We start from the raw sequence: 23,806 nt of genomic DNA on the forward strand, positions 1-23,806 counted from the left end.
CAGCCGATGCCCGGCGGGCGCACAGCCGATACCGTGCGATCGTGGCCCATCCCACCCTCACCCCCGACCCTGCCCGCCGCGCCGCCGACGACATCGAGCTCACCGTCGCGCTCACCGAGTACCAGAAGATCATCGAGATGCGCCGGGCGGTGAGCGACCAGGCCCACAACCGGTACAACTTCTTCCTGGTCATCGCCACCGCCGTCGCGGCCGTGTCCGCCGGCCTGGTCGGCAGCGACATCGACGCCGAGGTGCGCCTCGGCGTCATCGCGGCCCTCGGCGCGCTGCTGCTGCTGATGGGCCCGGCCGTGTTCCTCCGGCAGCTGCGCTTCACCGGCACGGCGCACCGCTACGGGCTGGCCGAACAGGCGCTGCGCAGCTACCTGGTGCGCCGCGCCCCGCAGGTCGCCCCGTACGTGCTGCTGCCCACGCTCGACGACCCCGGCCTGTTCCTGCCGAGCGCGGGACCCGGACGACAGCGGCAGCGCGAGGCCGTCGGCCTGGCGGCCAGCATCGGCCTGGTCAACAGCGCGCTGCTGGCCGCGGGCGGCGGCTACGCCCTGAACGCCCTGGACAACGACGGCTGGGCGCTGTTCCTGCTCGTCGTGGCACTGTTCGCCGCCTCGGCCGCCGTCCACCTCTGGTGGGTCAGCCGGACCGTGCGACGCGACGCCGCCGAGCGCGAACGCCTGCTCGCCGCCCGCGCCCTGGACGTGCTCGACCTCTTCCCGTCCCGCCCGCACCCGCTCCACGACGCGGGCACCCCGGCCGAAGCGCCCACCACGCTCGCCGAGCCCGCCGCCGAACTCCCCGTCACCGAGCCGCCGGGTTCCGCCGAAACCCACGCTGCAATTTCCGGGAAACTGCGGGAATCGGGCTCCTGATTCCCGCAGTTTCCCGGAAACCGCAGGCCGACCCTGCGCGGCGGCGCACGCGTCGGGGGGCTCGGCGGAGGTCAGGTGCCGGGAATGGTGAGGTGCTGGTGCCAGGCCTGGGCGGCGGTGTCGGTCAGTGAGGCCACCTGGTCCACCACGACCCGGTGGCGCGCCGTGTCGTCGGCCGCGGCCCGCCACAGCGGGGCGAAGACCGGGTCCAGCTCGTCCGGGGCCCGGTCGGCCAGCAGCCGCACCAGGTCGCGCAGGATCTGGCGCTGCTCGTCGTACCACGGCTCCATGCCCCGGCGGCGCATCACGTAGCGCAGCGCGATGCCCTTGAGCAGGGCGCAGCGGATCCGGGCGGCGGACGGCACGATCAGATCCGCGTCGTAGCGGCGCAGCCGGCCGTCGCCGTACTTGTCGCGAGTGGCGTCGACTGCGGCGGCGACGAACCGTCCGGTCAGGACGCTGGTGCAGCGCTTGAGCGCCAGTTGCGCCTTGAACGAGCCGTCGTATCCGGCCAGCGGCGCGACGACGGGATCGGCGAGCAGCTCGATCAGGGCCTCGTGCAGCACCGCCGGCGACTCCGACGAGTACACCTGCGCCACGTCCGCGCACAGCGCCGCCCGCTCGTCGGCGTCGATCAGCAGCGGCCGCAGCTCGACAAAGCCGGAGTACAGGCCGTCCTCGACGTCGTGCACCGAGTACGCCACATCGTCGGACCAGTCCATGACCTGCGCCTCCAGGCAGCGCCGGTCGTCGTCGGGCGCGCCCAGGCGCATCCAGTCGAAGACGGGGCGGTCGTCGGCGTACACCCCGAACTTGCGGGTGCCCTCCCGGCGCGGCCAGGGATACTTGCAGGTCGCGTCCAGCGAGGCCCGGGTGAGGTTGAGCCCCGCGCCCTCCACCTTGGCCTCCAGCCGGGTGAGCACCCGCAGCGTCTGCGCGTTGCCCTCGAACCCGCCCCAGGCCCGGCTGACCTCGTCGAGCGCGTCCTCGCCGTTGTGCCCGAACGGCGGATGCCCCAGGTCGTGGGCCAGCCCGGCGACGTCGACGACGTCGGGGTCGCAGCCCAGCCGGGCGCCCATCTCACGGGCGATCTGCGCCACCTCGATCGAGTGCGTCAACCGGGTACGCAGGAAGTCGCCGCTGCCCGCGGTGTGCACCTGGGTCTTGGCGGCCAGCCGCCGGAACCCGGCCGAGTGCAGCACCCGCGCCCGGTCGCGCTCGTAGGGGCTGCGCCCGAAACCGGTGTCCTTCGAAGGCTCGGGGATGAACCGCTCGCTGGGATCGACCATCAACCAATGCTACTGACCGCGACCGGCATCCTCACGCACGCAACGGTGAACGTCGGGCGGCCGGTCGTCGGTGCTCAGTCGACGTCCAGCAACTTCGCCGCCACCGCGGTGTCCATGATGTTGGACCAGGCCTGCTCGTTGGGGTGCAGAGCCCGGTCCGGCAGTGCCGCTTCCGGGTACCAGCCGGTGCGATCGCAGCCAGGCACGATGTCGAGGATCACCGGCACGAGGTTCGGCGGCACCGATCCCCGGACGCGGACGGCCACGTAGGTCTCGTGTCCGTGTTCGGCCCGGACTTGAACACCCAGGTCGAACGAGTCGAGTTCGGCCGTTCTCTCATGACCGTCTCGCAAGGACTGCCGCACCAGTTCCGGTACGAGCGCCTCCAGGCCACGGACGAAACGAGTGGCCCGCTCCAGGCGCTGCCGCAACCGGTCGTCATGTGTCGGCAGCAGGTGAGCGGTGTAGGTGTCGGTGGTCAGCGCAGGTCTGGCGTCGGCGTTGTACCGCGCCCGAGCGCTCCGTGCGTCTGCGGCGAGTGCGGCGTAGAAGTCGTCGCTGCTGCCGGACTCACGCCAACCTGCGGCAACCAGCCATGGCAGGTCGGGTTCGACCAGAACCGCTCCGCGCCAGCGCTGCACCTTGACCTTGAACAGGACCCGGTCGTCGACGGCGGCGATGCGTTCGTGGGGGGGTGGTCGCATCGGCGAACTGTTCCGATGCCTTGGCGAGCAGTGGGTGGTCGATCTCATCGAGCAGCCGGTCGACTGACGGCGACTCCATCTTCAGGTCGTCGCGCAGGCAGCGCAGGGTTGGCCGGACACGCTCCGCGTGCTACTCCCGTATCCCGCCGAGCCGTTCGACGTCGTCCGGAGACACCCCGGCGAGCATGGCGACGCGGGAGGAGGTGGTGCCGTCCAGCACCCGCATCGCTTCCGTCATCCGCTGGTGCAGTTCCTCGCGCCGGGCCGCGAGGTAATTCTTGACCGCCTCCGCGACAAGGTCCTTCTTCGTCAGCCCGAGGAAATGAGCGCCTTGAGAGATCAGCTCGTCGATGTCCGGATCGACTTTCAGCGGCGACTGTCTCTTGGCGTTCATCGCTCCACCTCCGAGGTACTTGGGTACCAAGGTACCACAACCCTGCGATCGGCGCACGTTGGCATCGATGGTTATTGACATTCGCGTTGCGGAGACGTTAAGTGAGGGAACAAGAGAGCGCTCTCACAACCGTCCCACGGTCCCCGGTTCCGCCGCCCATGCCGAGCCCGGCGGCGTGCGGACCGCCCTCTTCCCCAGGAGGAGAAAGCCCTGATGAGCACGCGATTCTCCCAACACCGCAAGGCGACCCTGGCCGGCGGACTGGCCGTCCTGGTCGCCGCGGCGGTCGCCACGGTCAACGCCCTGCCCGCGCAGGCCTCCCTGCCCGCCACACCCTCGGGCTGGCAGCTGGTCTGGAGCGACGACTTCAACGGCGCGAACAACACGCTGCCGTCGTCCAGCAACTGGATCATCGACACCGGCACGCAGTACCCGGGTGGCCCCGCCAACTGGGGCACCGGCGAGATCCAGACGTACACCAACAGCACGAACAACGTCCGCCACGACGGCGCGGGCAACCTGCTGATCACCCCGATCCGCAGCGGTTCCAGCTGGACCTCGTCCCGCATCGAGACGGTCCGCACCGACTTCAAGCCCGCGGCCGGGCGCGTCCTGCGCATCGAGGGCCGCATCCAGATGCCCAACGTCACCGGGGCCGCGGCCGCCGGCTACTGGCCCGCGTTCTGGGCGCTGGGCGCGCCCTACCGGGGCAATTACCAGAACTGGCCGGGTATCGGCGAGTTCGACATCATGGAGAACGTCAACGGCATCAACTCGGTGTGGGGCGTGCTGCACTGCGGTGTGGCGCCCGGCGGGCCGTGCAACGAGTTCAACGGCATCGGCACCAGCCGTGCCTGCCCGGGCAGCACCTGCCAGTCGGCGTTCCACACGTACCGCTTCGAGTGGGACCGCACCAACGAGAACGCCCAGCAGCTGCGCTGGTACGTCGACGGGACGCTCTACCACACCGTGAACCAGAGCCAGGTCGGCTCGTACTGGTCCCAGATGACCTCGCACGCGGGCTACTTCCTGCTGCTCAACGTGGCGATGGGCGGCTCGTTCCCGAACGGTGTGGCGGGGTCCGCGACACCGACCGGCAGCACCGTGTCGGGTCAGCCGATGCGGGTCGACTACGTGGCGGTCTACCAGACCACGGGCGGCACCACGCCGCCGCCGTCGTCGCCGCCGGCCAGCCCGCCGCCGAGCGGCAACCGTGACGCGTACGCCAACATCCAGGCCGAGAGCCGCAACGGCCAGGCCGGCACGACGATCTACGAGGGTTACTACGTCGGCAGCATCGGCAACGGTGACCACCTGCGCTTCGACGGCGTGAACTTCGGCTCGCCGCGGCCGCTGGACTTCGTCACCCGGGCCGCGTCCGGTGCCGCGGGCGGCATCAGCGGCCTGGTCGAGGTGCGGATCGACAGCCTGTCCAACGCGCCGATCGGCAACTTCGCCATCGCCAACACCGGCGGCTGGACGAGCTGGCGGGAGATCCCCGCGAACGTGGGTTCGGTGACCGGCACCCACACGGTCTACCTGACCTTCAGCAGCGGGCAGCCCAACGACTACGTGAACATCGACTGGTTCCGCTTCCGGCGCTGACGTGATCCGGTGTGGCGCACGGGAGGGCGCGGCAGGCAAGTGCCGCGCCCTCCCGTCGGCGGCGCCCCGGGACCGGGCGGCCGGTTCAGTACGTGTATCCGCCGTCCCCGGACGGCGAGGCAGCGGCGGCGGGCGACGCACCCGCGTCCGGCGAGGCGTCCGCGCCGGGCGGGGGCACCGGCACCGGGGTCGCGGTCGGCAGGCAGGACAGGTTCTTCTTGCCGGTCGGCGCGACGACGAACCAGACTCCGCCGACCGCCTGGCCCTTCCACTGCCCGGCCTTCTTGTCGCCGAGGTAGCGGTAGAGCGGCCAGCCGTTCAGGGTGACCTGGGTGGCCCCGTCCTCGCGCTCGATGGTGCCGACGAGTTTGGCGTCCAGTCCGGTCAGTTTGACGTTCTCGTCGACCAGCACCGGCGGCCACACCGCGGCGCAGTCCCCGGAGCAGTTGCTGGCCGGCGGCTCGGCGGTGTCCTTGTCGAACCGGTAGAGCACGAAGCCGTCGGCGTCGACGACCACCTCGCCCATCTTCGGGATCTTCTTGCCGCGCAGCTCGGCGGTCGGGATGCCGACGGCGGCGACGACCTCGGCGGCGGGCTCGTTCTCGGCCGGACCGAGCGGTGACGGTGCGGGCGCGGTGACCGGGGCCGGGCCGTCGCGCAGGCCCGCACAGGCGGTCATCGCACCCAGCGGGGCCAGCAGCAGCGCGGCTGCCAGTGCGGCGCGAACACTTCGAAGCATCGGAGGTTCCCTTCTCTCGGCTCAGCCGACCAGGCTCAGGCGGCGCTGGTTCGGGATGACGGCGGGCAGCGACACGAGCGGGCGGGCCGGGCCCGCCTCCCGCATCGCGCGGGCGAGCGTGGTGAACTGCTTCGGCGCGTTGACCGCGACCACCCCGGTGGTCACGCCACCGCGGCGGTGGGCGGCGAGCACGCCGCCGCGGGCGATGTCGCGGCGGCCGGGGCGCAGTTCGCTGACGGCGACCTCCTCGGACTTGTCGAGGCGGCCGATCACCTGGATGCGCAGTCCGAACAGGTCGGACCAGTAACGCGGCAGGACCCCGACGGCGGGGGCGGCACGGGTGCCGGACAGCAGTGTGCGGGCGGCGGCGCGGCCCATCTCCATGGCGGCGATCCACTGGTCGACGCGGCCGGGGGCGTCGCCGTACCAGGCGTTGGGCCAGCGGGCGACCGCACCGGCCGCGACGACCCGGTCCACGCCCTGCACCCGCAGGCTCTCGTCGCAGAGCAGCCCGTCGGTGGTGTCGGCGTGGCGGGCGGTGAACCAGCCGGTGTCGGGCCGTTCGCCGAGCGTGGCGATGACGAGGTCGGCGTCGACGTGCGAGCCGTCGTCGAGGTCCAGCCGCCAGCCGCGGCGGCCCCGGGACAGGTGCTTGACCCGGCGGCCGAGGCGCATGCGTACGCCTTCACGGCGCATCGTGTCGGCGATCAGCCCACCCGTCACGGACCCGACCGCACGGGTCATGACCTGTGCGTTCGAGTCGATCATGGTGCATTCACGGGCGAGTGAGCGGACCACGTAGGCGGCCTCGCAGCCGGTCAGCCCGGCGCCGACGACGGCCACCCGCTGCGCTCGGCGCAGGTCGGCGGCCAGCCCGAGCGCGTCGTCGATGCCGTGCAGGCTGTGCAGGCCGGGCTCGCCGACCGGCCAGCCGTCCGGGATGACCGGGCGGGCGCCGGTGGCGACGATGAGCGCGTCGTACTCGTACATCTCGCCGGTCTCGCCGTAGACGATCTGGCGCTTGGCGTCGAGTTCGGCCGCGACCCGCCCGGTCAGCCAGCGCGCCGAGGCCTCGGTGGACAGCTGCACGTCGGCCGGCCGCTGGCCGGTGAGCAGACCTTTCGAGCACGCGGGCCGGTGGTACGGCGGATACGACTCACCGGCCAGCACGGTGACCACACCGCTGAACCCGAGCCGGTCCAGTTCCTCCACCGCCGCCACCGCGGCCCGCCCACCCCCGACCACAAGAATCCGATCAAGGTCCGAGATCCGGTGCCTCATGTTCAGTCCTCGCTCAGATCGCCGACGTGGAAGCGGTCGCGGGCGCCGGCGGCGCGGTGCGAAGCACGGCTGTGCCGCCGGGACTGCCGGAACTCGTCGAGTTCCGTGGCAGGTTCGAAAGTGGAGCGTCCCGCAGGGCGGGTCTCCTCGACCTCGTCCTCGACAGACGGCGCGGCGGGGCGCTCCCGCTGGCGCACGATGAGCGGGGTCACCGGGGTCGGCGGCGGAGTCGGGGCACTGCCTGCCGGACGCCGGACGCTGATGGCGCGGGCCGGGCACACCTCGACCGCCCGAACCACCTCGTCCAGCCGGTACGCGGGCGGGGCCGCGGTGTAGTCGAGCCGGCCGTCGCTGCGCAGGCTGAACACGTTGGGCGACTCCTGCTCGCAGAAGCCGAACCGGGCGCAGCGCACCGGGTCCACATCGACGACCAGGCTGTCGCGCGGCTGCTCCGGGCGTACGACGGCCAGCACGTTGTCGGACTCGACCCGGCGGGAGCGACGCGGCCAGGTGGTGAACCACAGCGCGACCGTGGCCAGCCAGGCGGTGTACACCGGCCCCCAGACCCAACTCGGGCCGGTGTCCGTGCCGGAGATCAGCACGTGCGCGGAGACCAGCGAGAACCCGACGTACGTGGCCATGTGCACGGCGCGCCAGCGGCTGAACCCGAGCTTGCGCTGGATCACGATCGAGATCGCGCCGGCGATGACCAGCTCCAGGCCGAGCACGCCCGCGCCGACGCCGAGAGGGTCGTGGGTGTCCACGAACGGCACGATGACGTCGATCACGCTGATGGTGCCGTTCGGCACAGCGAGCTGGGCGATGCCGTGCACCAGGCCCAGCGTCAGCCCGACCAGGGCGATGCCCTGATGCGCGGCGTACGCCACGGGCCGGCGGATGCGGCTCAGGCCCCATCCGTTGCGCAACGCGACGCCGCCGAGAACTGCCAGCCACAGCAGCCCGAACGAGGTGAATCCCACCGTCGCGGCGATGACATGAGCACTCTCCATAACCGTCCCGCTACTCTGCTCTAATAAGCGCCAATGGCATCGCGAATGAGGTCCGCAATCCCTTTGGGACGACACCTTCAACCCTTTGCGGCACAATGTCAATGCCTATGACCACATCGCGGAAGACTCCCGTGAACAGGGCACACTTTTTTAGGTACGTCCTATGCAGACCCTAAAAGCGGCTTAACAATGTCTTCGGGGATTGACTTCACAGCGGACTCCGAGCTTAGGCTCCTGGCGCTGCCGATAGGCAGCGCATCATGTATTCGGGCGAACACGGAAAGGCGTCGGATGGACATTCGCCTCGCCCGGACCGCTGCGCTCGCAGCGGTCGCGGTCCTCGCCGCGGCGGTGGCGCTCACCTCGCCGCCGGCCGCCCATGCCGAAGAACCCGACCCCGGCTGGACCGTCACCGAGTTCGGGCCGCTCGGCCCCGCCGATCGGGACCTGCTGGTCCGGGTGCGCCTCGCCGGGCTCTGGGAGTCCCCCGCCGGCAAGCAGGCCCAGGACCGGGCCCGCAGCGAGAAGGTCAGGGAGATCGGCCACCACATCAGTACCGAGCACATCGCGCTGGACGCCGAGGTGCTCAAGGTCGCGGCGCAGCTGCAGGTGGCGGTGCCCGACCGGCCCAATGCCGAGCAGCAGGGCTGGCTCGACGAGCTGAACGGGCTGCGCGGCGAGGCCTGGGACAACGTCTTCATCGCCCGCCTGCGCGTCGCGCACGGCAAGGTCTTCAGCGTCATCGCGGCGGTCCGCGCGGGCACCCGCAACGAGGTGATCCGCGAGTTCGCCCAGAAGGCCGTGACGATCGTGATGCGGCACATGACGTACCTGGAGAGCACCGGACTCGTCGACTACGGCGCGTTGCCCGCACCCCCCACCCCGGCCGCCGCGCCGAACTCCGCCGCAGGTCCGCGTACCGGCGGCACACCGGAGCCGATGATCTGGCTGATCCTGGCGACCTCGCTGGGCGTCGGCGCGGTGACGGCCGCCCGCGTCCGGCACCCCCGCTGACCTCGGGTGCGGCCGCCGCCCCCGTCGGCCGCACCCGGCACCCCACCTCCCGGAAGGACCACCCCCATGGCACGCACTCACTCCCCCCGGCACCGGATGGAACCCCGCGAGCGGCGATTACTGGCCGCGGTGATCGTGCTGATCGCCGCGACGGTGCTGGCCACCATCAGCCAGGTCTCGCAGGCCGCGACCGGTGACGGCGCCGGCGCCACCCCCGCCGCGGAGGTCTCGGCGGAGCTCGCCGCGGCCGCCCGCATCCCGAACGATCAGGGCCCCGACGCCGAGTGCGCCAAGCCGCGCTCGCCCGCGCGCTGCCATGCCCCGACCGGCCCGCCGGTGGTCGGCGACTTCGTCGACATCCGCGCGGTCGCGCCCAACGTGCGCGAGCGGCGGGCGACCGCCGAGGGTTCGGCGGGCACGTTCACCTCGCTGTGCGGCCGTAACCTCAATGACCACCGCAACCCCGACAACTTCATCGTCGCGCCGGGCGTGTTCAACGGCGCGCATCACACGCACGACTACGTCGGCAACCTGTCCGCCGACGGCAACTCGACCAACGAGAGCCTCGAGGCGGCGGGCACCACCTGCCGCCGCGACGACCGTTCCACCTACTACTGGCCGGTGCTGCGCCAGCGCGGCACCGTCGGCGAGGACGCGACGGCCGACGGCGGCGGCAACGACGGCAACATCGGCCGCATCCTGCGCCCGGCGTCGGTGCGGCTGGAGTTCCGCGGCAACCGGTTCGCGAAGGTCGAGCAGATGCCGCGCTTCCTGCGGCTGATCACCGGCGACGCCAAGGCGGTCACCAACGGCCCGACCAACGCCAAGGCGCAGTGGACCTGCACCGGTTTCACCAACCGCCGCACCACGAAGTACCCGCTGTGCCCGCGGGGCAGCCAGGTGCAGCGTGTCCTGGACTTCCCGAGCTGTTGGGACGGCGTCAACACCGACAGCGCCAACCACCGCGCGCACGTCATCTTCCCCGCGAGCGACGGGCGCTGCCCGGAGGGCACCAAGCCGATCGCGCAGCTGCGTATGACGCTGACCTACAGCGTGCCGCGCGGGCGCTCGTTCGCGCTGGACACCTTCCCCGAGCAGAACCACAACCCGCTCACCGACCACGCCGACTTCGCCAACGTGATGCCGGCGAACCTGATCACGTTCGCCACCGACTGCATCAACCGCGGCCGCCGCTGCTGACACTCTCCTGGCCGTTGGGAAGGGCACCTTCTACATCGCATAGCGATGAGAAGGTGCCCTTCCTCTGGCAAGGCGAGGGGGTACGCGACCGCATCCGCGTACCCCCTTTTGCGGTCCGCTTGGGCTCGGACCGGTGTGCCCGCGCCGCCGCCACCCCCTGGCGGCGGCGCGGGCCGGAGGCGTCACCCGATGGTGCAGGTGGCGCCGTTGAGCGTGAACGCCGCCGGCCGCGGGTTGCTGCCGGTGTGCGTGGCGTTGAAGCCGAACGACGTGGACGCCCCAGCGGCGAGCGTGCCGTTCCAGCTCTCATTGGTGATCGCGACGTCGGCCCCGGTCTGGGTGTACTTCGACGACCAGGACTGGGTGATCTGCTGCCCGGCGGTGAACGAGAACCGCAGCGTCCAGCCGTTGATCGTGGACGTGCCGGTGTTCTTGACCGTCACGTTGCCGGTGAAGCCGGTGCTCCAGTCGTTGCTGCCGTACGTGACCTGGCAGCTGCCCGCCGGGTTGTTCGGCAGGGTGGTCAGCGACACCGCGCTCGACGGGGTCGAGGCGTTGCCCGCGGCGTCGACCGCGACCACGTAGAACTGGTACGCCGTGGCGGCGGTCAGCCCGGTCACCGCATACGTGGTTCCGGTGACCGTGGCCAGCAGCGCGTCCGTCGCCCCGGCCTCCCGGTAGACCCGGTAGCCGGTGACGCCGACGTTGTCGGTGGAGCCGGTCCAGGTCAGGGTGGCGCCACTGGACGTGATCGCCGACGCGACCGGCGTGCCGGGCGTGCTCGGCGGGGTGGTGTCGACCGGGTCGGCGATCAGCGTGGTGAACGTCGCCGGGGTCGAGGCCGCCGAGCGGTTGCCCGCCCCGTCCTTGGCCACCACGTAGTAGGTGTACGAGGTGTTCGGGGTGAGCCCGGTCAGCGACAGGGTTGCCGTGGTCGGCGAGCCGACCAGCACGTCCGTCGTGCCCGCCTCGCGGTACACGTCGTAACCCGCGAGGCCGCTGCCGCCGGTGTCGGTCGAACCCGCCCAGGCCAGGGTCATGCCGGTGGTGGTGACGCCGGAGGCGCTCGGGGTGCCGGGCACGCTGGGCGCGGTGGTGTCCGGGGTGGTGCTGGGCTCGTTGCCCCAGATCCGCACGCCGCCGTGGTACAGCGGCACGCCCGGGTTGACCCCCGCGGTGGCCAGGTACGACGGGTCGTTGGCGGTGCTCCAGGTGCCGCCCTCGCCGACGCCGACCTTGAACTGCACCTCCATCCGGTGCTGCGACTGCCCGGCGGGCGCGATGGTGTACCCGGTGCAGTCGACCTCGACGTACCAGAGGTTGCCCTGCGCCTGCTTCGCGGTGCTCGGCGACGGGCAGCCCTGGGTGTAGCCGGAGGTGACCACGACCGCGCTGGAGTCGTCACGGGTGAAGTAGTAGCGGAACTTCGCGGTGGTCAGCGCGCGGGCCGGGAACGCCGACTTGTTGTAGACGATCGCCTTGACCCGGGTCTCCCGCGCGTCGGCGACCAGCGTCGTCTCGACGGTCATCTCGTCCATGTCAGGGGCCTGCACACCCGGGAAGCCGGCCAGGGGGGTGCCGCCGTACTCCTGGGAGAGCCGGGCAAGTGCGGAGGTCAGGCCGGCGTTGTAGTCGGTGGCGACCTCGTTCATGACGTAGTCGTTGCGCTCGTCCTTGTAGGAGTCGTCGGGCGAGGACGGGCCGCCGACCAGCGCGCCGTACAGCACGTGCCGGGTCCCGGTGGGCACCGTCATGCTGTCCCACCACGAGCCGTGGGCGGTGCGGTGGTGCGGGTTCTTCGGCGAGTTGTTCCCGAAGCCGATCATGTACGACGAGTTGCGCGGGTTGTCGCCGAGCGCGTAGTTGATCTGCTTGAGCGCGAAGTCCTTGTACCGCTGTTTGCGCACCGAATCGGTGGTGTTGTCGCTGTAGACCAGCGCGGCGAACGAGGTGTTCGCGGCGTAGCGCAGCGCGCCCCAGCTGTCGAGCACGGCCATGCCGCCCGGCGAGGTGCGGATCTTCTCGCCGTTTACGCCGACGGTCCAGTAGTCCAGCCAGCGGTTGGCGTCGTCGACGTACTTCTGCTTGCCGGTCAGGTTGGCCAGCAGCACGTATGCGCCGAACTGCTTGTTGTCCCAGGCCAGCGTCCACTTGTAGGAGCGGGTGGTGGTCTGCGGCTCGGTGCCCAGGCTGTCGTACGCCGCCTCGGCCTTGGCCAGGTAGCTCGCGTCGCCGGTGGCCCGGTAGAGCCAGATCCCGCCCCAGACCAGCTCGTCGGTGTAACCGCTCCACGACTTGTAGAAGTTCGTCGCGTCGGTGATGCACGAGTGGTAGGTCTGGCGCACCGTGTCGGCGAACGTGTAGAGCTGCTTGGCGTGCGTGACCAGGGTGTCAGCGTACGTCGGGTCGGTCGGCCGGAACACCATCGACGAGGCGGCCATCGCGGCCGCGGTCTCCCCGGCCAGGTCAGCGCCGCCGCAGCTGGCGTCGATCTTGTACGCGGGCCGCGCCATCGGCATCACCTCGGCCGGACCCCACCACTTGTGGTCGTCGTCGCCCTTGCCGATCTGCCCGTAGAGCACGTTGGCCGACGGGTGCGCCTTGATGAAGTAGTCGTTGGGCACCCGCAGGTTGTTGAGCAGCGCCGTGAGCTGCCCCGAGGCGGCGTAGCCCGCCCGGTACTCGACCGCGCCCCAGGCCAGCATCGTGGTGGTGAACGCCATCGGGAAGCCGAACTTGACGTGGTCACCGGCGTCGAACCAGCCGCCGGTCAGGTTCAGGCCGACGTCGGAACCGTCGTTCATGGCCGAGTCGCCGCGCCAGGAGACCCGGCTCCAGGACGGCTTCGGGCCGGCGATCTGGGCCTCGTAGAAGTACAGCGACTTCTGCAGCGCCTCGGCGTAGTTGAAGGTCGGGGCGGCGGCAGCCGGGCCGGGGCTGACCGCGACGGCGAAACTCGCCGCGGTCAGCGCCGCGGCTGCGGTCGCCGCCAGCCGGCGTCCCCAGTGTGGTCGTGCGTCGGGCATGACGGAACTCCTCGTACGTGGAGCCGCACCGGAGCGGTCCACGACGGGACGGCGCGGGACCGGACGTGGGCGCATCCGACCCCGCCCGGCGTGGCGGCCAGGCGCGGTGAGTGATCGGGCGGAAGTTTGCGGGAGCGCTCCCACAACTGCGGACCAATGTAGCCGGATGTAACGCACATGTGAAGCGGCAACGACCAGCAGTTATGCGATGATCTATCCCGCGTGCCGCGCAGCCTGCACCGAGAGCGCTTCACGCGCTGGCAGCGCTCCCATGTCGACGGACCGTCGGCGATGGAACCTTCAGCGCGGAATCACGGGCGCGGGCGCAGCCGGAACTCGTTGCCCTCCGGGTCGGCGAGCAGCGTCCACGGTGTGCTCGGCGTCTGGGCGGGCACGTGGCGCGCGCCCATGTCCATCAGCCGTTCGATGTCGGCCACGAGGTCGTCGCAGTCCAGCTCGACCTGCAGCCGGTTGCGGCCCACCTTCGCGGCGGGCGCCTGCACGAACAGCATGCCGGGATACGTCGCCTGGTCGGGCGCGATCGCCACCGCGTCCGGGCGCTCCTCCAGTATCTGGAAGTGGAGCACCTCGGCCCACCAGCGAGCCAGCCGTGCCGGATCCCCGGCGTCCACTGCGGTGCCATGCCAGCGCAGCCCCATCGCCGCCTCCTGCCAGAGTGGACAGAGTGCCGAAAGCGTACGCCCCCGGATTCCCGTGTGCCACCACCCGTAAACCCCCACGCAAGAAAGGAAGGGCACCTTCACATCGCTTTGCGATGTGAAGGTGCCCTTCCAAACATCCGGCAGGTCAGAGGACCGCGCGGCCGGCCTCCAGGCGGGCGACCGGGACGCGGAACGGCGAGCAGGAGACGTAGTCCAATCCCACCTCGTGGAAGAAGCGCACCGACTCGGGATCGCCGCCGTGCTCGCCGCAGACACCGATCTTCAGATCCGGCCGCACCTGGCGGCCCTCCTGCACGGCGATGCGCACCAGCCGGCCGATGCCGTCGCGGTCCAGCGTCTCGAACGGCGACACCCCGAACACGCCCAGCTCCAGGTATCGGCTGAAGAACGAGCCCTCCACGTCGTCGCGGGAGAAGCCCCAGCCCATCTGGGTCAGGTCGTTGGTGCCGAAGGAGAAGAAGTCGGCCGCCTCGGCGATCTGGCCCGCCGTCAGCGCGGCCCGGGGCACCTCGATCATCGTGCCGATCGGGGTGCCGGACATGCCCTCCTCGGCGAGGATGCGCTCGGCGTCGGCGCGTACCGCCTCCAGCTCCTGCACCGCGCCCACCAGCGGCACCATGATCTCCGGCCGGGCGTCGCCGCCCTCGGCGCGGACCTTCGCCGCGGCCTGGGCGATGGCCCGCACCTGCATGCCGAACAGGCCCGGGATGACCAGCCCGAGGCGTACCCCGCGCAGACCCAGCATCGGATTCTGCTCGTGCATCCGGCGCACCGCGGCCAGCAGCGCCTCCTTATGCGGGTCGGGCTCCTTCGCGGTGGCGACCTCGACGGCCAGCTCCTCCAGCGGCGGCAGGAACTCGTGCAGCGGCGGGTCGATCAGCCGGATGGTGACCGGCAGCCCGTCCATCACCCGGAAGATCTCGGCGAAGTCGTCGCGCTGCAGCGGCAGCAGCGCGTCCAGCGCCCGCTGCTGCTCGGCCTCGCCGTCGGCCAGGATCAGCCGCTCCACCATGGCCCGGCGCTCGCCGAGGAACATGTGCTCGGTGCGGCACAGGCCGATGCCCTGCGCCCCGAAACGCCGCGCCCGCGCCGCGTCGGAGCCGGTGTCGGCGTTGGTGCGCACGGCCAGCCGACGGCGCTCGTCGGCGTGCGCCAGCATCCGGTGTACGGCGGCGACCAGCGTGTCCGCGTCGGCGGGCAGCTCGCCGTCGAAGTAGCGCACCACCGGGCTGGGTGTGACCGGCACCTCGCCGAGGTGGATCGCCCCGGTGGTGCCGTCGATCGAGATCAGGTCGCCCTCGCCCACGGTGACGTCGCCGACGGTGAACCGCCGGCCGGCCAGGTCCACCTCGACCGCCTCTGCGCCGCAGACGCAGGTCTTGCCCATGCCCCGGGCCACCACCGCGGCGTGCGAAGTCTTGCCGCCGCGGCTGGTCAGGATGCCCTGCGCCGCGATCATGCCGGGCAGGTCGTCGGGATTGGTCTCCCGGCGCACCAGGATGACCTTCTCCCCCTTCGCGGCCCGCTCGACGGCGTGCGCGCTGTCGAACACCACGTGCCCGACGGCCGCGCCCGGTGAGGCCGCGATGCCCTTGGCGATCGGCTTGTCGACCGCCGAGTCGTCGAAGGTCGGGAACATGAGCTGGGCCAGGCGCGCCCCGCTCTGCCGGCGCAGCGCCTCGTCGAGGTCGATCATGCCCTCGTCGACGAGCTGCGACGCGATGATGAACGCCGCGGCCGCGGTGCGCTTGCCGACCCGGGTCTGCAGCATCCACAGCTTGCCGGCCTCGATGGTGAACTCGATGTCGCACAGGTCGCGGTAGTGGCCTTCGAGCGTGGACATGATGCCCATCAGCTCGTCGAACGACTTCTTGTCCAGGTGCTCCAGCTCCTGCAGCGGCACCGTGTTGCGGATGCCGGCGACGACGTCCTCACCCTGGGCGTTGGCGAGGTAGTCGCCGTACACGCCGCGGGCGCCGGTGGCCGGGTCGCGGGTGAAGGCGACGCCGGTGCCGGAGTCGGGGCCGAGGTTGCCGAAGACCATCGCGACGATGTTGACGGCGGTGCCCAGGTCGGCCGGGATGCGCTCCTGGCGGCGGTAGAGCACGGCACGCTCGGCGTTCCAGGAGTCGAAGACGGCGTTGACGGCGAGGTCCATCTGCTCGCGCGGGTCCTGCGGGAACTCGCGCCCGGTGTGCTCGGCGAAGATGGCCTTGAAGGTGTCCACCAGGCCGCGCAGCTCGGCGGCGTCCAGGTCCACGTCCGCGCGCGAGCCCTTGACCCGGTCCATGGCGTGCTCGAAGGCGTCGCCGGGCACGTCGCACACGGTCTTGCCGAACATCTGGATGAGCCGGCGGTACGAGTCCCACGCGAAGCGCTCGTTGCCGCTGCGCGCAGCCAGCCCGTGCACGCTGTCGTCGGTCAGCCCGACGTTGAGCACCGTCTCCATCATGCCGGGCATGGAGAACTTGGCTCCGGAGCGCACCGAGACCAGCAGCGGGTCCGCGGGGTCGCCGAGGCGGCGGCCCATCGTCTGCTCCAGCGCGGCGAGGTGCGCGCCGACCTGCTCGGCCAGCTCGGCGGGCGGGCTGCCCGCGGTCAGGTACTCGCGGCAGGCGTCGGTGGTGATGGTGAACCCGGGGGGCACCGGCAGGCCGATCCGCACCATCTCGGCGAGGTTCGCGCCCTTGCCGCCGAGCAGATCCTTGAGGTCCTTGTTCCCCTCGGCGAAGTCGTACACGTACTTCGTCATTGCGACCTCCCGCGTAGTGACCTCGACAATCAGTCTTGCGCGGGACCTTAACGGCCGCTCAGGGAATTTAGGAGGAGCTGGTGACGTATGGCACATGCATCGACAGTTGTGCCGTTCGCACGGTTTTCGGGGAGCGTTCCCACGCGCACTAGCGCGCATACCCGCCCCGATCGGGTGACATTCGGCGAGGCTCGAAGGGGGCGGCCGAAACGGACATCGATTGCTAACGTTCGCAGCATGCATCCGTTCGGTCCTGAAGCGACGTCCGCCCCCCATCCGGTCTACGCACGGCTGCGCGAGGAGGCTCCCGCGCACGAGTTCGCCGTGGCCCCGAACTTCAACGCCTGGCTGGTCACCCGGCACGACGACGCCCGCCGCGCCCTGAACGACCCCCGGCTGAGCAAGAACGTCTCGGGCGCCCCGATACGGACCAGCGGCGGCTGGCCGGTCGAGCTGCGTGCCGCGATGGACTCGCACATGCTCAGCAACGACCCGCCCGCGCACACCCGGCTGCGCCGCATCGTCTCGTCGGCGTTCACCGCCCGCCGCATCGCCGACCTGCGTCCCGACGTGCAGCGCATCTCCGACGAGCTGCTCGACGGTTTCGCCGGGCGGGACGAGGTCGACCTGATCGGCGAGTACGCCTTCCCGCTGCCCCTGGCGGTCATCTGCGAGCTGCTCGGGGTGCCCATGGACGACCGGGACAGCTTCCGCGCCTGGTCGAACACCATCATCGCGAGCGCGCTGGCGCAGGGCGACGCGCTGGCGGCCGCGACGGCGATGAACGACTACGTGCGCGAGCTGGTGGAGCGCAAGCGGGCCCAGCCCGACCAGGCGCTGCTGTCCGCGCTGGTCACAGCGGCCGACGACGGCGAGCGGCTGACCGAGGACGAGCTGACCTCGCTGGTGTTCCTGCTGCTGCTCGCCGGGCACGAGACCACCGTCAACCTCATCGGCAACGGCGTCTACCTGCTGCTGAGCCACCCCGAGGAGCTGGCGCGGCTGCGCGCGGACCGCAACCTGCTCTCCCCCGCCATCGAGGAGTTCCTGCGATACGAGAGCCCGGTGAAGACCGCGACCCTGCGGATCGCCACCGAGCCGGTGGAGTTCGGCGGAGTGACCGTGCCGGCCGGGGCGGTCGTCATGGTCAGCCTGCTGTCGGCCAACCACGACCCGCAGGCCTTCACCGACCCGGAGCGCTTCGACCCGGCACGCACCGACAACCAGCACCTGGCGTTCGGCCACGGCATCCACTACTGCCTCGGCGCGCCGCTGGCCCGGTTGGAGGGCGAGATCGCGTTCAACGGCCTGCTGGACCGCTTCCCGAAACTGCGTGCGACGCAGCCGCTGGACGAGCTGATCTGGCGTCCGGGAGCGCTGCTACGCGGCCTCGATCGGCTACCGGTCATGCTGAGCTGAAATTTCCCCCAAGATCAAAGCTCCATTTCGTGGTGATTTGGCCGTCCGAGTGGAGCTTTGATGGGATAAAACAGCGCCTCCCTGAGGCGATCCCGTAGGGGAAAATGCCAGCAATTCGGACATGCTGTGATGCAGATCACAGTGTGGCAAGACGTGATGAACCGGCCAGTAAGCCCCTAGAAGGGGAGGAAAGTTCACCCATCAGGACGGATGATTCCTGACCGCGGTGGTGAGTCCAGTCACTGAGCAGGCAGTATGGGCGCTCCCGAATCAAAGGTGATGACGGAAAGGCCCCCAACCCCCGTGACTTACTTCAGACGTGGCAAGCACAGCGTCCCCGGCAACCTCGACAAGAGCCGTGACCGCCTCGCCCAGACCGGCGGAATGGTCCGCGGAGGCCTCGCCCGGCACTCCCGCCAGGCACTGGCCATCACCGCTCTCGCGGGTGTCAGCGCGTTCGGCCTGATCGCCGGTGCCGCCAATGCCAACGACAACGACTCCACCCCCGCCGGTGACGCCAAGGCGATCACCAATGTCGCGACCGTCGACGCGCTCGCCGAGCGGCAGTACATCGCCGAGGACGCGAGCCGGTACCAGCGCTCCACCCCCGTGGAGACCACCACGACCAAGCCCACGACCACCCCGCCCAAGAAGCCGACGGTGACCAAACCGAAGCCGGCCACGGTCAAGACCGCGCCGAAGCCCGCCGCCGCTCCCCGGCCGGCGTGGCTGATCCCGATGAAGGGCGCCCAGGTGACGTCCTGCTTCGGGCAGCGCTGGGGTGTGCTGCACGCCGGCATCGACTTCGCCATGCCGGCCGGCACCCCGATCCGCGCCGTCGGCGCGGGCACCGTGGTCAGCGCCGGCTGGGCGTACAGCGGTTACGGCATCTCGGTCGTGGTCGACCACCACAACGGCTACCTCACCCACTACGCCCACATGTCGCAGGACAAGGTGTCGGTCGGTGACGAGGTCAAGGCCGGCGACATCCTCGGCCTGGAAGGCTCCACCGGCGACTCGACCGGCCCGCACCTGCACTTCGAGGTGCACAAGGGCATGTGGAACCAGATCAACCCGGACGGCTGGCTGGCCGACCGCGGCATCCAGACCTCCTGCTGAACCGCCCATCCCCATACCCCCATCCCTCCCCCGACGAGAGGCCCGGATCATCCGTGATCCGGGCCTCTCGCCATGTCCCCTTCCCCCGCCCCGCCCGAAGGAAGGGCACCTTCACATCGTCATACGTAGAGGAAGGTGCCCTTCTAAACGGCGAGCGGCCGCGACCTGCGGTGATGATCGCTGTCTGCGGTCATCCCGGGTACCCGCAGGTCCGAAGGCGACCGTGGGCGGGCCGCCGGCGACGCTGAGGATCGGCTGAGAATTCGCGAACCGGGATATATACGGAATAGGCGGCTTATAGGATCGTTCGTATTCGCCTATCCCGTGCCGACGCGCCCGGCGAGCCGGCCGTGAAGGAGGTTGGCATGTCTTCGCGGCGCCTGGCAGTCGCCATCACCACCGCGGTCCTGCTCGCCGTCGGGGCCGCCGCCTGCGAGAGCGGCGACTCCGGCAGCAAGGCGGGTGGCGGCAAGATCGCACTGCTGCTGCCCGAGTCGCAGACCACGCGGTACGAGCAGCACGACCGGCCGCTCTTCGAGGCCAAGGTCAAGCAGCTGTGCCCCGACTGCGAGATCATCTACAGCAACGCCCAGCAGGACCAGAGCCGCCAGCAGCAGCAGGCCGAGGCCGCGCTCAACAACGGCGCGCAGGTGCTGGTGCTCGACCCGGTCGACGGCGCGGCGGCGGCCACCATCGTGTCGCTGGCGAAGTCGAAGAACGTGCCGGTGATCTCGTACGACCGGCTCATCCAGAACGCGCCGGTCGACTACTACATCTCCTTCGACAACGAACGCGTCGGCCAACTGCAGGGCGAGTCGCTGGTGAACCGGCTCAAGGAGCTGGGCAAGACGTCCGGGAACATCGTGATGATCAACGGATCGCCGACCGACAACAACGCGAAGCTGTTCAACAAGGGCGCGCACTCGGCGCTGGACACCTCCGGCTTCAAGACCGTGCCGACACCCGACTTCTTCACGCCCGAGTGGAAGCCCGAGAACGCCCAGAAGTTCATGGAGGGCCAGATCGCGCAGCTCGGCAAGGACGGGTTCGTGGGGGTGTACGCCGCCAACGACGGCACCGCCGGCGGCGCGATCTCGGCGATGCGGGCCGCGGGCATCACGCCCGTGCCGCCCACCACCGGCCAGGACGCCGAACTCGCCGCGATCCAGCGCATCGTGGGCGGCGACCAGTACATGACCGTCTACAAGGCGTTCAAGCCCGAGGCCGAGCAGGCCGCCGAAGTGGCGGTCGCGCTGGTCAAGGGCGAGAAGCCGAGCACCGACCGGACCGTGAACAACGGCGCGGTCGACGTGCCGTCGTTCCTGCTCGAACCGCAGGCGGTGACCAAGGACAACATCAAGCAGACCGTGGTCGCCGACAACCTCTACACCGTCGAGCAGATCTGCACCTCGACGTACTCGGCCGCCTGCCAGGCCGCCGGACTGACCTGACCTGGCCTGTCACCGGGCAGGCGTTAAGAAGGGCACCTTCCTCTACGTATGGCGATGTAAAGGTGCCCTTCCTTTCCTAGGGGGTGAGTGGGGTGCGGGAGCCGATTCTGGCGTTGCGGGGGGTCAGCAAGCGGTTCGGCGCGGTGCAGGCGTTGAGCGAGGTGGATCTGGAGGTGTACGCGGGCGAGGTCGTCGCGCTCGTCGGGGACAACGGGGCCGGTAAGTCCACGCTGGTCAAGGCGATCTGCGGGGTCAGTCCGCCGGACACGGGGACGGTGACGTTCGCGGGGCGCGAGGTGCGGGTCGAGACGCCGCACGCGGCGCAGGAGCTGGGGATCGCGACGGTCTTCCAGGATCTGGCGCTGTGCGACAACCTGGACGTGGTCAACAACCTGTTCCTCGGGCGGGAGCTGCGGCGGGGGGCCTCGCTCGACGAGGTGGAGATGGAGCGGCGCAGCGGCAAGCTGCTGCGCGAGCTGGCGGCGCGGATTCCCAGCGTGCGGTTGCCCGTGGCGGCGCTGTCCGGCGGGCAGCGGCAGACCGTCGCGATCTCCCGTTCGCTGCTCGGCGATCCGAAGGTGGTGCTGCTCGACGAGCCCACCGCGGCGCTCGGCGTGGCGCAGACCGCGCAGGTGCTCAACCTCATCGAGCGGCTGCGCGACCGGGGCCTGGGGGTGGTGCTGATCAGCCACAACATGGTCGACGTACGCGCGGTCGCGGACCGGGTGGCGGTGCTGCGGCTCGGCCGCAACAACGGCGAGTTCCGCATCCACGACGTCACCAACGAGCAGATCATCGCCGCGATCACGGGGGCAACCCAGAACGTCGTCTCCGAGCGGGTGGCCCGGCTGCGCGAGCAGACCGCCGGTGACGACCCGCTGGCGGCCGGCTCGGCGGAGGGCGGTGCCTGATGGCGGACCCGCTGACCGAACCGGCGGTTCCCCCGCCGACCCCGGCGACCGAGCTGAGCAGCCCGAAAGAGGCGGTCGGCGGCTGGTTGCAGACGCTGCGCACCGGCGACATCGGCTCGCTGCCGATCATCATCGGGCTGATCCTCATCGTGATCGTGTTCCAGAGCCTCAACCCGACCTTCCTCAACGCGTTCAACCTGGTCAACCTGTGCCTGCAGATCGCCGCGCTGGGCATCATGGCCACCGGCATCACGCTGGTGCTGATGCTCGGCGAGATCGACCTGTCCATCGGCTCGGTGAGCGGCCTCGCGGCGGCCGTCCTGCTGGTCACCCACGTCAACGACGGGTTCGCGCCGCTGCTCGCGGTGCTGATCGCGGTGCTCGTCGGCACGCTGGTCGGCACGATCCAGGGCTCCATCTTCGCCAAGATCGGTGTGCCGTCGTTCATCGTCACGCTGGCCGGCCTGCTCATCTGGCAGGGCGTGCAGCTGCGGGTGCTCGGCGAGCAGGGCACCATCAACCTGCCCCCGGCCGGCACGCTGGTGCGCTGGGCCCAGTTCTCCTTCGTGCCGCGCTGGCTCGCCATCGCGCTGGCCGCCCTGATCCCCCTGCTCTACCTGCTGTTCAGCCTGCTGACCCGGCGTCGCCGGGCTGCCGCCGAGCTGCCCGTCATGCCGCTGTGGCTGCCGATCGCGGTCGCGGTGATCCTGTTCGTGCTGCTCCAGCTCGTCGTCGCGAAGCTCTACCTGGACCGCGGCGTGCCGTGGACCTTCGTGTTCATGGTGCTGGTGGTGGTCTTCTTCGACTGGCTGCTGCGGCGCACCGCGTACGGGCGCAAGATCTTCGCGGTGGGCGGCAACATCGAGGCGGCCCGCCGGGCGGGCATCAACGTCGACGCGATCCGCATCTCGGTGTTCGCCCTGTGCAGCACCCTGGCGGCGGTCAGCGGCGTGGTCGCGGCGATGCGCCTCGGCTTCGCCAACCAGCAGTCCGGCAGCGGCGAGACGCTGATCAACGCGATCGCCGCGGCCGTCATCGGCGGCACCAGCCTGTTCGGCGGCCGCACCCGCCGCTACGCCCCGCTGCTCGGCGCGCTCGTCATCGGCGCCATCGCCAACGGCCTCGAACTGCTGAGCCTGTCCTCCGACGTACGCCTCATCGTCACCGGCACCGTCCTACTGGCCGCCGTAGTCATCGACGCCCTGGTCCAACGCTCCCGCACCTCCCACGGCCGCTGACCGACCCGTCGCGTCAGCCCTGGGTGGCCGGGTTCGGGAAGGGGCCGAAGGGGTGGTGGCCGGGGGGTGCGTCGCGACGGGGGTCGGTTTCGGACTCGGTTTCGGCGGTGAGGTCTTCGGGGGCGGGGCGGGGCGGGAGTTCGCCGAATCTGACGTGGCGCAGGAAGGCCGACTCCTCGTCGGTGAACTTCTCGCCTGAGTACCGCTCGTCGGTCATGGCCGTGTGCCTTCCTCGGTGGGGACGCCGAACAGGCATACCGCCGCGGTGGCGTCGTCGCTGACCTTCTGGCGGGGCCAGCGGGTGCGGTCGGGGTCGGCGCGTTCGGCGGTGCGGGTCGCCGCGATGACGCCGGCGGGACCCTCGCGGTAGCCGAGATCAAGGTAACCACGCCAGTCCAGCAGCGCATAGTCGGTGACGAGCAGGGCGGCGCCGTCGGAGGCCAGCATCGCGCCGCGTACGCCGTCGAGCGTGCCGGTGAGTGCGTGGCCGGCCGCCTCGGGCTCGGTGCGGGCGATCCAGTAGCCGCCGGGGGTGTTGCGCTGGGACTGCTGGTCGGCGATGAAGCGGGCCAGGTCGTCGCGGGTGCCGCGCTCGGCGGCGGCGGCCAGGTCGGGCGTCGCGAGCGCCTTCCACGAGTCGTCGATGACGGCGACGGGTCCGGCGGCGGTGTCCAGGACCACCGGGGAGTCGGCGAGCACCAGGTATTCCGCGCCCGTCGCCGTCTGCCGCACGATCGAGACGGTCGAGCCGGGTGAGCCCGGGTGGCGCAGGTCGCAGCCCGGGTGCTCGGCCGCCACCTCCTCGATGGCCAGCGCCAGGCCCTCGGCCAGCGGCGACGGGCCGTCGAGCCGGCGCAGCAGCCGGGCGCCGAGGCGGGCCACGTACCAGGCGGTGCCGTGCACGCAGCCGGTCCGCGGGCTCTCGGTCAGCCCGTCGAGCAGCACGGCGAGCCGAGGGCGGGCGTCGGCCCAGTCGAGGTTGACCGCGCCCGGGGTGGCCGGTTCGCTGGCGATGCTGACCCGCATGTTCCGCTCCGTTCCCGGCGGCGAGGTCGCCGCCGCGGGGTCCACCTTTCCATGATCGGCT

At 70.7% G+C, this 23,806-nt stretch carries 20 protein-coding genes; 9 read left to right on the forward strand and 11 right to left on the reverse strand.

Annotated elements, in window-relative coordinates; translation table 11 throughout:
• Positions 1 to 41 precede the first annotated feature (41 nt).
• Entirely contained in the window at positions 42 to 884 is an 843-nt protein-coding gene (locus ACFQO7_RS06890) for a hypothetical protein (protein ID WP_376805630.1), read from the forward strand.
• A 71-nt stretch (positions 885 to 955) separates the two neighbouring features.
• On the opposite strand, the gene ACFQO7_RS06895 is transcribed toward ACFQO7_RS06890, so the two are convergent.
• The 3 genes from ACFQO7_RS06895 to ACFQO7_RS06905 all read right to left on the reverse strand — a co-directional run bounded on the left by ACFQO7_RS06895 (position 956) and on the right by ACFQO7_RS06905 (position 3,271).
• The gene (locus tag ACFQO7_RS06895) at positions 956 to 2,173 is read right to left on the reverse strand and encodes a deoxyguanosinetriphosphate triphosphohydrolase (RefSeq protein ID WP_376805631.1); all 1,218 of its coding nucleotides are present in this window, start codon (positions 2,171 to 2,173) and stop codon (positions 956 to 958) included.
• A 74-nt stretch (positions 2,174 to 2,247) separates the two neighbouring features.
• Positions 2,248 to 2,877 (reverse strand): hypothetical protein, encoded by a 630-nt coding sequence (locus tag ACFQO7_RS06900; protein WP_376805632.1) that lies wholly within the window; start codon positions 2,875 to 2,877, stop codon positions 2,248 to 2,250.
• Positions 2,878 to 3,007: 130 nt separating this feature from the next.
• Positions 3,008 to 3,271: a hypothetical protein gene (locus ACFQO7_RS06905; protein WP_376805633.1), complete on the reverse strand. Its 264-nt coding sequence runs from the start codon at positions 3,269 to 3,271 to the stop codon at positions 3,008 to 3,010.
• 213 nt (positions 3,272 to 3,484) lie between these two features.
• Here ACFQO7_RS06905 and ACFQO7_RS06910 point away from each other — a divergent pair, with 213 nt between their 5' ends.
• Positions 3,485 to 4,876: a carbohydrate-binding protein gene (locus tag ACFQO7_RS06910; RefSeq protein WP_376805634.1), complete on the forward strand. Its 1,392-nt coding sequence runs from the start codon at positions 3,485 to 3,487 to the stop codon at positions 4,874 to 4,876.
• A gap of 85 nt (positions 4,877 to 4,961) precedes the next feature.
• Here ACFQO7_RS06910 and ACFQO7_RS06915 read toward each other — a convergent pair whose 3' ends face one another.
• Genes ACFQO7_RS06915 through ACFQO7_RS06925 form a run of 3 tightly spaced genes read right to left on the reverse strand, consistent with a single transcriptional unit; the run spans position 4,962 to position 7,906 of the window.
• Positions 4,962 to 5,615 carry a COG4315 family predicted lipoprotein gene (locus ACFQO7_RS06915; protein WP_376805635.1) on the reverse strand — a complete coding sequence of 218 codons (654 nt, stop codon included), beginning with the start codon at positions 5,613 to 5,615 and terminating at the stop codon, positions 4,962 to 4,964.
• A gap of 21 nt (positions 5,616 to 5,636) precedes the next feature.
• Positions 5,637 to 6,896, reverse strand: coding sequence for an NAD(P)/FAD-dependent oxidoreductase (locus ACFQO7_RS06920; protein WP_376805636.1), 1,260 nt, complete (start codon positions 6,894 to 6,896; stop codon positions 5,637 to 5,639).
• A gap of 2 nt (positions 6,897 to 6,898) precedes the next feature.
• Positions 6,899 to 7,906, reverse strand: coding sequence for a hypothetical protein (locus ACFQO7_RS06925; protein WP_376805637.1), 1,008 nt, complete (start codon positions 7,904 to 7,906; stop codon positions 6,899 to 6,901).
• 291 nt (positions 7,907 to 8,197) lie between these two features.
• Between ACFQO7_RS06925 and ACFQO7_RS06930 the strand changes: the two genes are divergently transcribed.
• Positions 8,198 to 8,920, forward strand: coding sequence for a DUF4142 domain-containing protein (locus ACFQO7_RS06930; protein WP_376805638.1), 723 nt, complete (start codon positions 8,198 to 8,200; stop codon positions 8,918 to 8,920).
• Positions 8,921 to 8,986: 66 nt separating this feature from the next.
• Entirely contained in the window at positions 8,987 to 10,120 is a 1,134-nt protein-coding gene (locus ACFQO7_RS06935) for a DUF1996 domain-containing protein (RefSeq protein ID WP_376805639.1), read from the forward strand.
• A gap of 182 nt (positions 10,121 to 10,302) precedes the next feature.
• Here the strand turns inward: ACFQO7_RS06935 and ACFQO7_RS06940 are convergent, their stop codons facing one another.
• From ACFQO7_RS06940 to ppdK, 3 genes are all read right to left on the reverse strand, one after another.
• Positions 10,303 to 13,146, reverse strand: coding sequence for a glycoside hydrolase family 9 protein (locus tag ACFQO7_RS06940; RefSeq protein WP_376805640.1), 2,844 nt, complete (start codon positions 13,144 to 13,146; stop codon positions 10,303 to 10,305).
• 311 nt (positions 13,147 to 13,457) lie between these two features.
• Entirely contained in the window at positions 13,458 to 13,805 is a 348-nt protein-coding gene (locus tag ACFQO7_RS06945; RefSeq protein WP_376805641.1) for a VOC family protein, read from the reverse strand.
• A gap of 148 nt (positions 13,806 to 13,953) precedes the next feature.
• A complete protein-coding gene (gene ppdK / locus ACFQO7_RS06950) occupies positions 13,954 to 16,581 on the reverse strand; it encodes a pyruvate, phosphate dikinase (RefSeq protein ID WP_376805642.1) in 2,628 nt (875 codons plus the stop codon).
• Between the two features lie 237 nt (positions 16,582 to 16,818).
• Here ppdK and ACFQO7_RS06955 point away from each other — a divergent pair, with 237 nt between their 5' ends.
• The 5 genes from ACFQO7_RS06955 to ACFQO7_RS06975 all read left to right on the forward strand — a co-directional run bounded on the left by ACFQO7_RS06955 (position 16,819) and on the right by ACFQO7_RS06975 (position 22,719).
• Complete coding sequence (locus ACFQO7_RS06955) at positions 16,819 to 18,000, forward strand: cytochrome P450 family protein (protein WP_376805643.1); 1,182 nt, start codon at positions 16,819 to 16,821, stop codon at positions 17,998 to 18,000.
• Positions 18,001 to 18,384: 384 nt separating this feature from the next.
• Positions 18,385 to 19,119, forward strand: a complete 735-nt coding sequence (locus tag ACFQO7_RS06960) for a M23 family metallopeptidase (RefSeq protein ID WP_417281892.1) — start codon at positions 18,385 to 18,387, stop codon at positions 19,117 to 19,119.
• Between the two features lie 365 nt (positions 19,120 to 19,484).
• Positions 19,485 to 20,570 (forward strand): sugar ABC transporter substrate-binding protein, encoded by a 1,086-nt coding sequence (locus ACFQO7_RS06965; protein WP_376805645.1) that lies wholly within the window; start codon positions 19,485 to 19,487, stop codon positions 20,568 to 20,570.
• A 92-nt stretch (positions 20,571 to 20,662) separates the two neighbouring features.
• Positions 20,663 to 21,481 carry an ATP-binding cassette domain-containing protein gene (locus ACFQO7_RS06970; RefSeq protein ID WP_376805646.1) on the forward strand — a complete coding sequence of 273 codons (819 nt, stop codon included), beginning with the start codon at positions 20,663 to 20,665 and terminating at the stop codon, positions 21,479 to 21,481.
• Positions 21,481 to 22,719, forward strand: a complete 1,239-nt coding sequence (locus ACFQO7_RS06975; RefSeq protein ID WP_376805647.1) for a sugar ABC transporter permease — start codon at positions 21,481 to 21,483, stop codon at positions 22,717 to 22,719. Before ACFQO7_RS06970 ends, ACFQO7_RS06975 begins: the two co-directional genes overlap by 1 nt.
• 13 nt (positions 22,720 to 22,732) lie before the next feature.
• Here ACFQO7_RS06975 and ACFQO7_RS06980 read toward each other — a convergent pair whose 3' ends face one another.
• The gene (locus ACFQO7_RS06980) at positions 22,733 to 22,936 is read right to left on the reverse strand and encodes a hypothetical protein (RefSeq protein WP_376805648.1); all 204 of its coding nucleotides are present in this window, start codon (positions 22,934 to 22,936) and stop codon (positions 22,733 to 22,735) included.
• Positions 22,933 to 23,745 carry a hypothetical protein gene (locus tag ACFQO7_RS06985; protein ID WP_376805649.1) on the reverse strand — a complete coding sequence of 271 codons (813 nt, stop codon included), beginning with the start codon at positions 23,743 to 23,745 and terminating at the stop codon, positions 22,933 to 22,935. Before ACFQO7_RS06985 ends, ACFQO7_RS06980 begins: the two co-directional genes overlap by 4 nt.
• Positions 23,746 to 23,806: the final 61 nt, after the last annotated feature.

The sequence above is a fragment of the Catellatospora aurea genome, from assembly GCF_042663325.1.
Classification (GTDB): domain Bacteria; phylum Actinomycetota; class Actinomycetes; order Mycobacteriales; family Micromonosporaceae; genus Catellatospora; species Catellatospora aurea.

Bases quoted from the DNA above. Each gene is read 5' to 3' on its own strand.
- ACFQO7_RS06925 (WP_376805637.1), bottom strand. From the start codon at position 7,906: ATGGAGAGTGCTCATGTCATCGCCGCGACGGTGGGATTCACCTCGTTC.
- ACFQO7_RS06920 (WP_376805636.1), bottom strand. From the start codon at position 6,896: ATGAGGCACCGGATCTCGGACCTTGATCGGATTCTTGTGGTCGGGGGT.
- ACFQO7_RS06905 (WP_376805633.1), bottom strand. From the start codon at position 3,271: ATGAACGCCAAGAGACAGTCGCCGCTGAAAGTCGATCCGGACATCGAC.
- ACFQO7_RS06930 (WP_376805638.1), top strand. From the start codon at position 8,198: ATGGACATTCGCCTCGCCCGGACCGCTGCGCTCGCAGCGGTCGCGGTC.
- ACFQO7_RS06935 (WP_376805639.1), top strand. From the start codon at position 8,987: ATGGCACGCACTCACTCCCCCCGGCACCGGATGGAACCCCGCGAGCGG.
- ACFQO7_RS06955 (WP_376805643.1), top strand. From the start codon at position 16,819: ATGCATCCGTTCGGTCCTGAAGCGACGTCCGCCCCCCATCCGGTCTAC.
- ppdK (WP_376805642.1), bottom strand. From the start codon at position 16,581: ATGACGAAGTACGTGTACGACTTCGCCGAGGGGAACAAGGACCTCAAG.
- ACFQO7_RS06940 (WP_376805640.1), bottom strand. From the start codon at position 13,146: ATGCCCGACGCACGACCACACTGGGGACGCCGGCTGGCGGCGACCGCA.
- ACFQO7_RS06960 (WP_417281892.1), top strand. From the start codon at position 18,385: ATGGTCCGCGGAGGCCTCGCCCGGCACTCCCGCCAGGCACTGGCCATC.
- ACFQO7_RS06900 (WP_376805632.1), bottom strand. From the start codon at position 2,877: ATGCGACCACCCCCCCACGAACGCATCGCCGCCGTCGACGACCGGGTC.
- ACFQO7_RS06985 (WP_376805649.1), bottom strand. From the start codon at position 23,745: ATGCGGGTCAGCATCGCCAGCGAACCGGCCACCCCGGGCGCGGTCAAC.
- ACFQO7_RS06965 (WP_376805645.1), top strand. From the start codon at position 19,485: ATGTCTTCGCGGCGCCTGGCAGTCGCCATCACCACCGCGGTCCTGCTC.
- ACFQO7_RS06910 (WP_376805634.1), top strand. From the start codon at position 3,485: ATGAGCACGCGATTCTCCCAACACCGCAAGGCGACCCTGGCCGGCGGA.
- ACFQO7_RS06975 (WP_376805647.1), top strand. From the start codon at position 21,481: ATGGCGGACCCGCTGACCGAACCGGCGGTTCCCCCGCCGACCCCGGCG.
- ACFQO7_RS06980 (WP_376805648.1), bottom strand. From the start codon at position 22,936: ATGACCGACGAGCGGTACTCAGGCGAGAAGTTCACCGACGAGGAGTCG.
- ACFQO7_RS06915 (WP_376805635.1), bottom strand. From the start codon at position 5,615: ATGCTTCGAAGTGTTCGCGCCGCACTGGCAGCCGCGCTGCTGCTGGCC.
- ACFQO7_RS06895 (WP_376805631.1), bottom strand. From the start codon at position 2,173: ATGGTCGATCCCAGCGAGCGGTTCATCCCCGAGCCTTCGAAGGACACC.
- ACFQO7_RS06945 (WP_376805641.1), bottom strand. From the start codon at position 13,805: ATGGGGCTGCGCTGGCATGGCACCGCAGTGGACGCCGGGGATCCGGCA.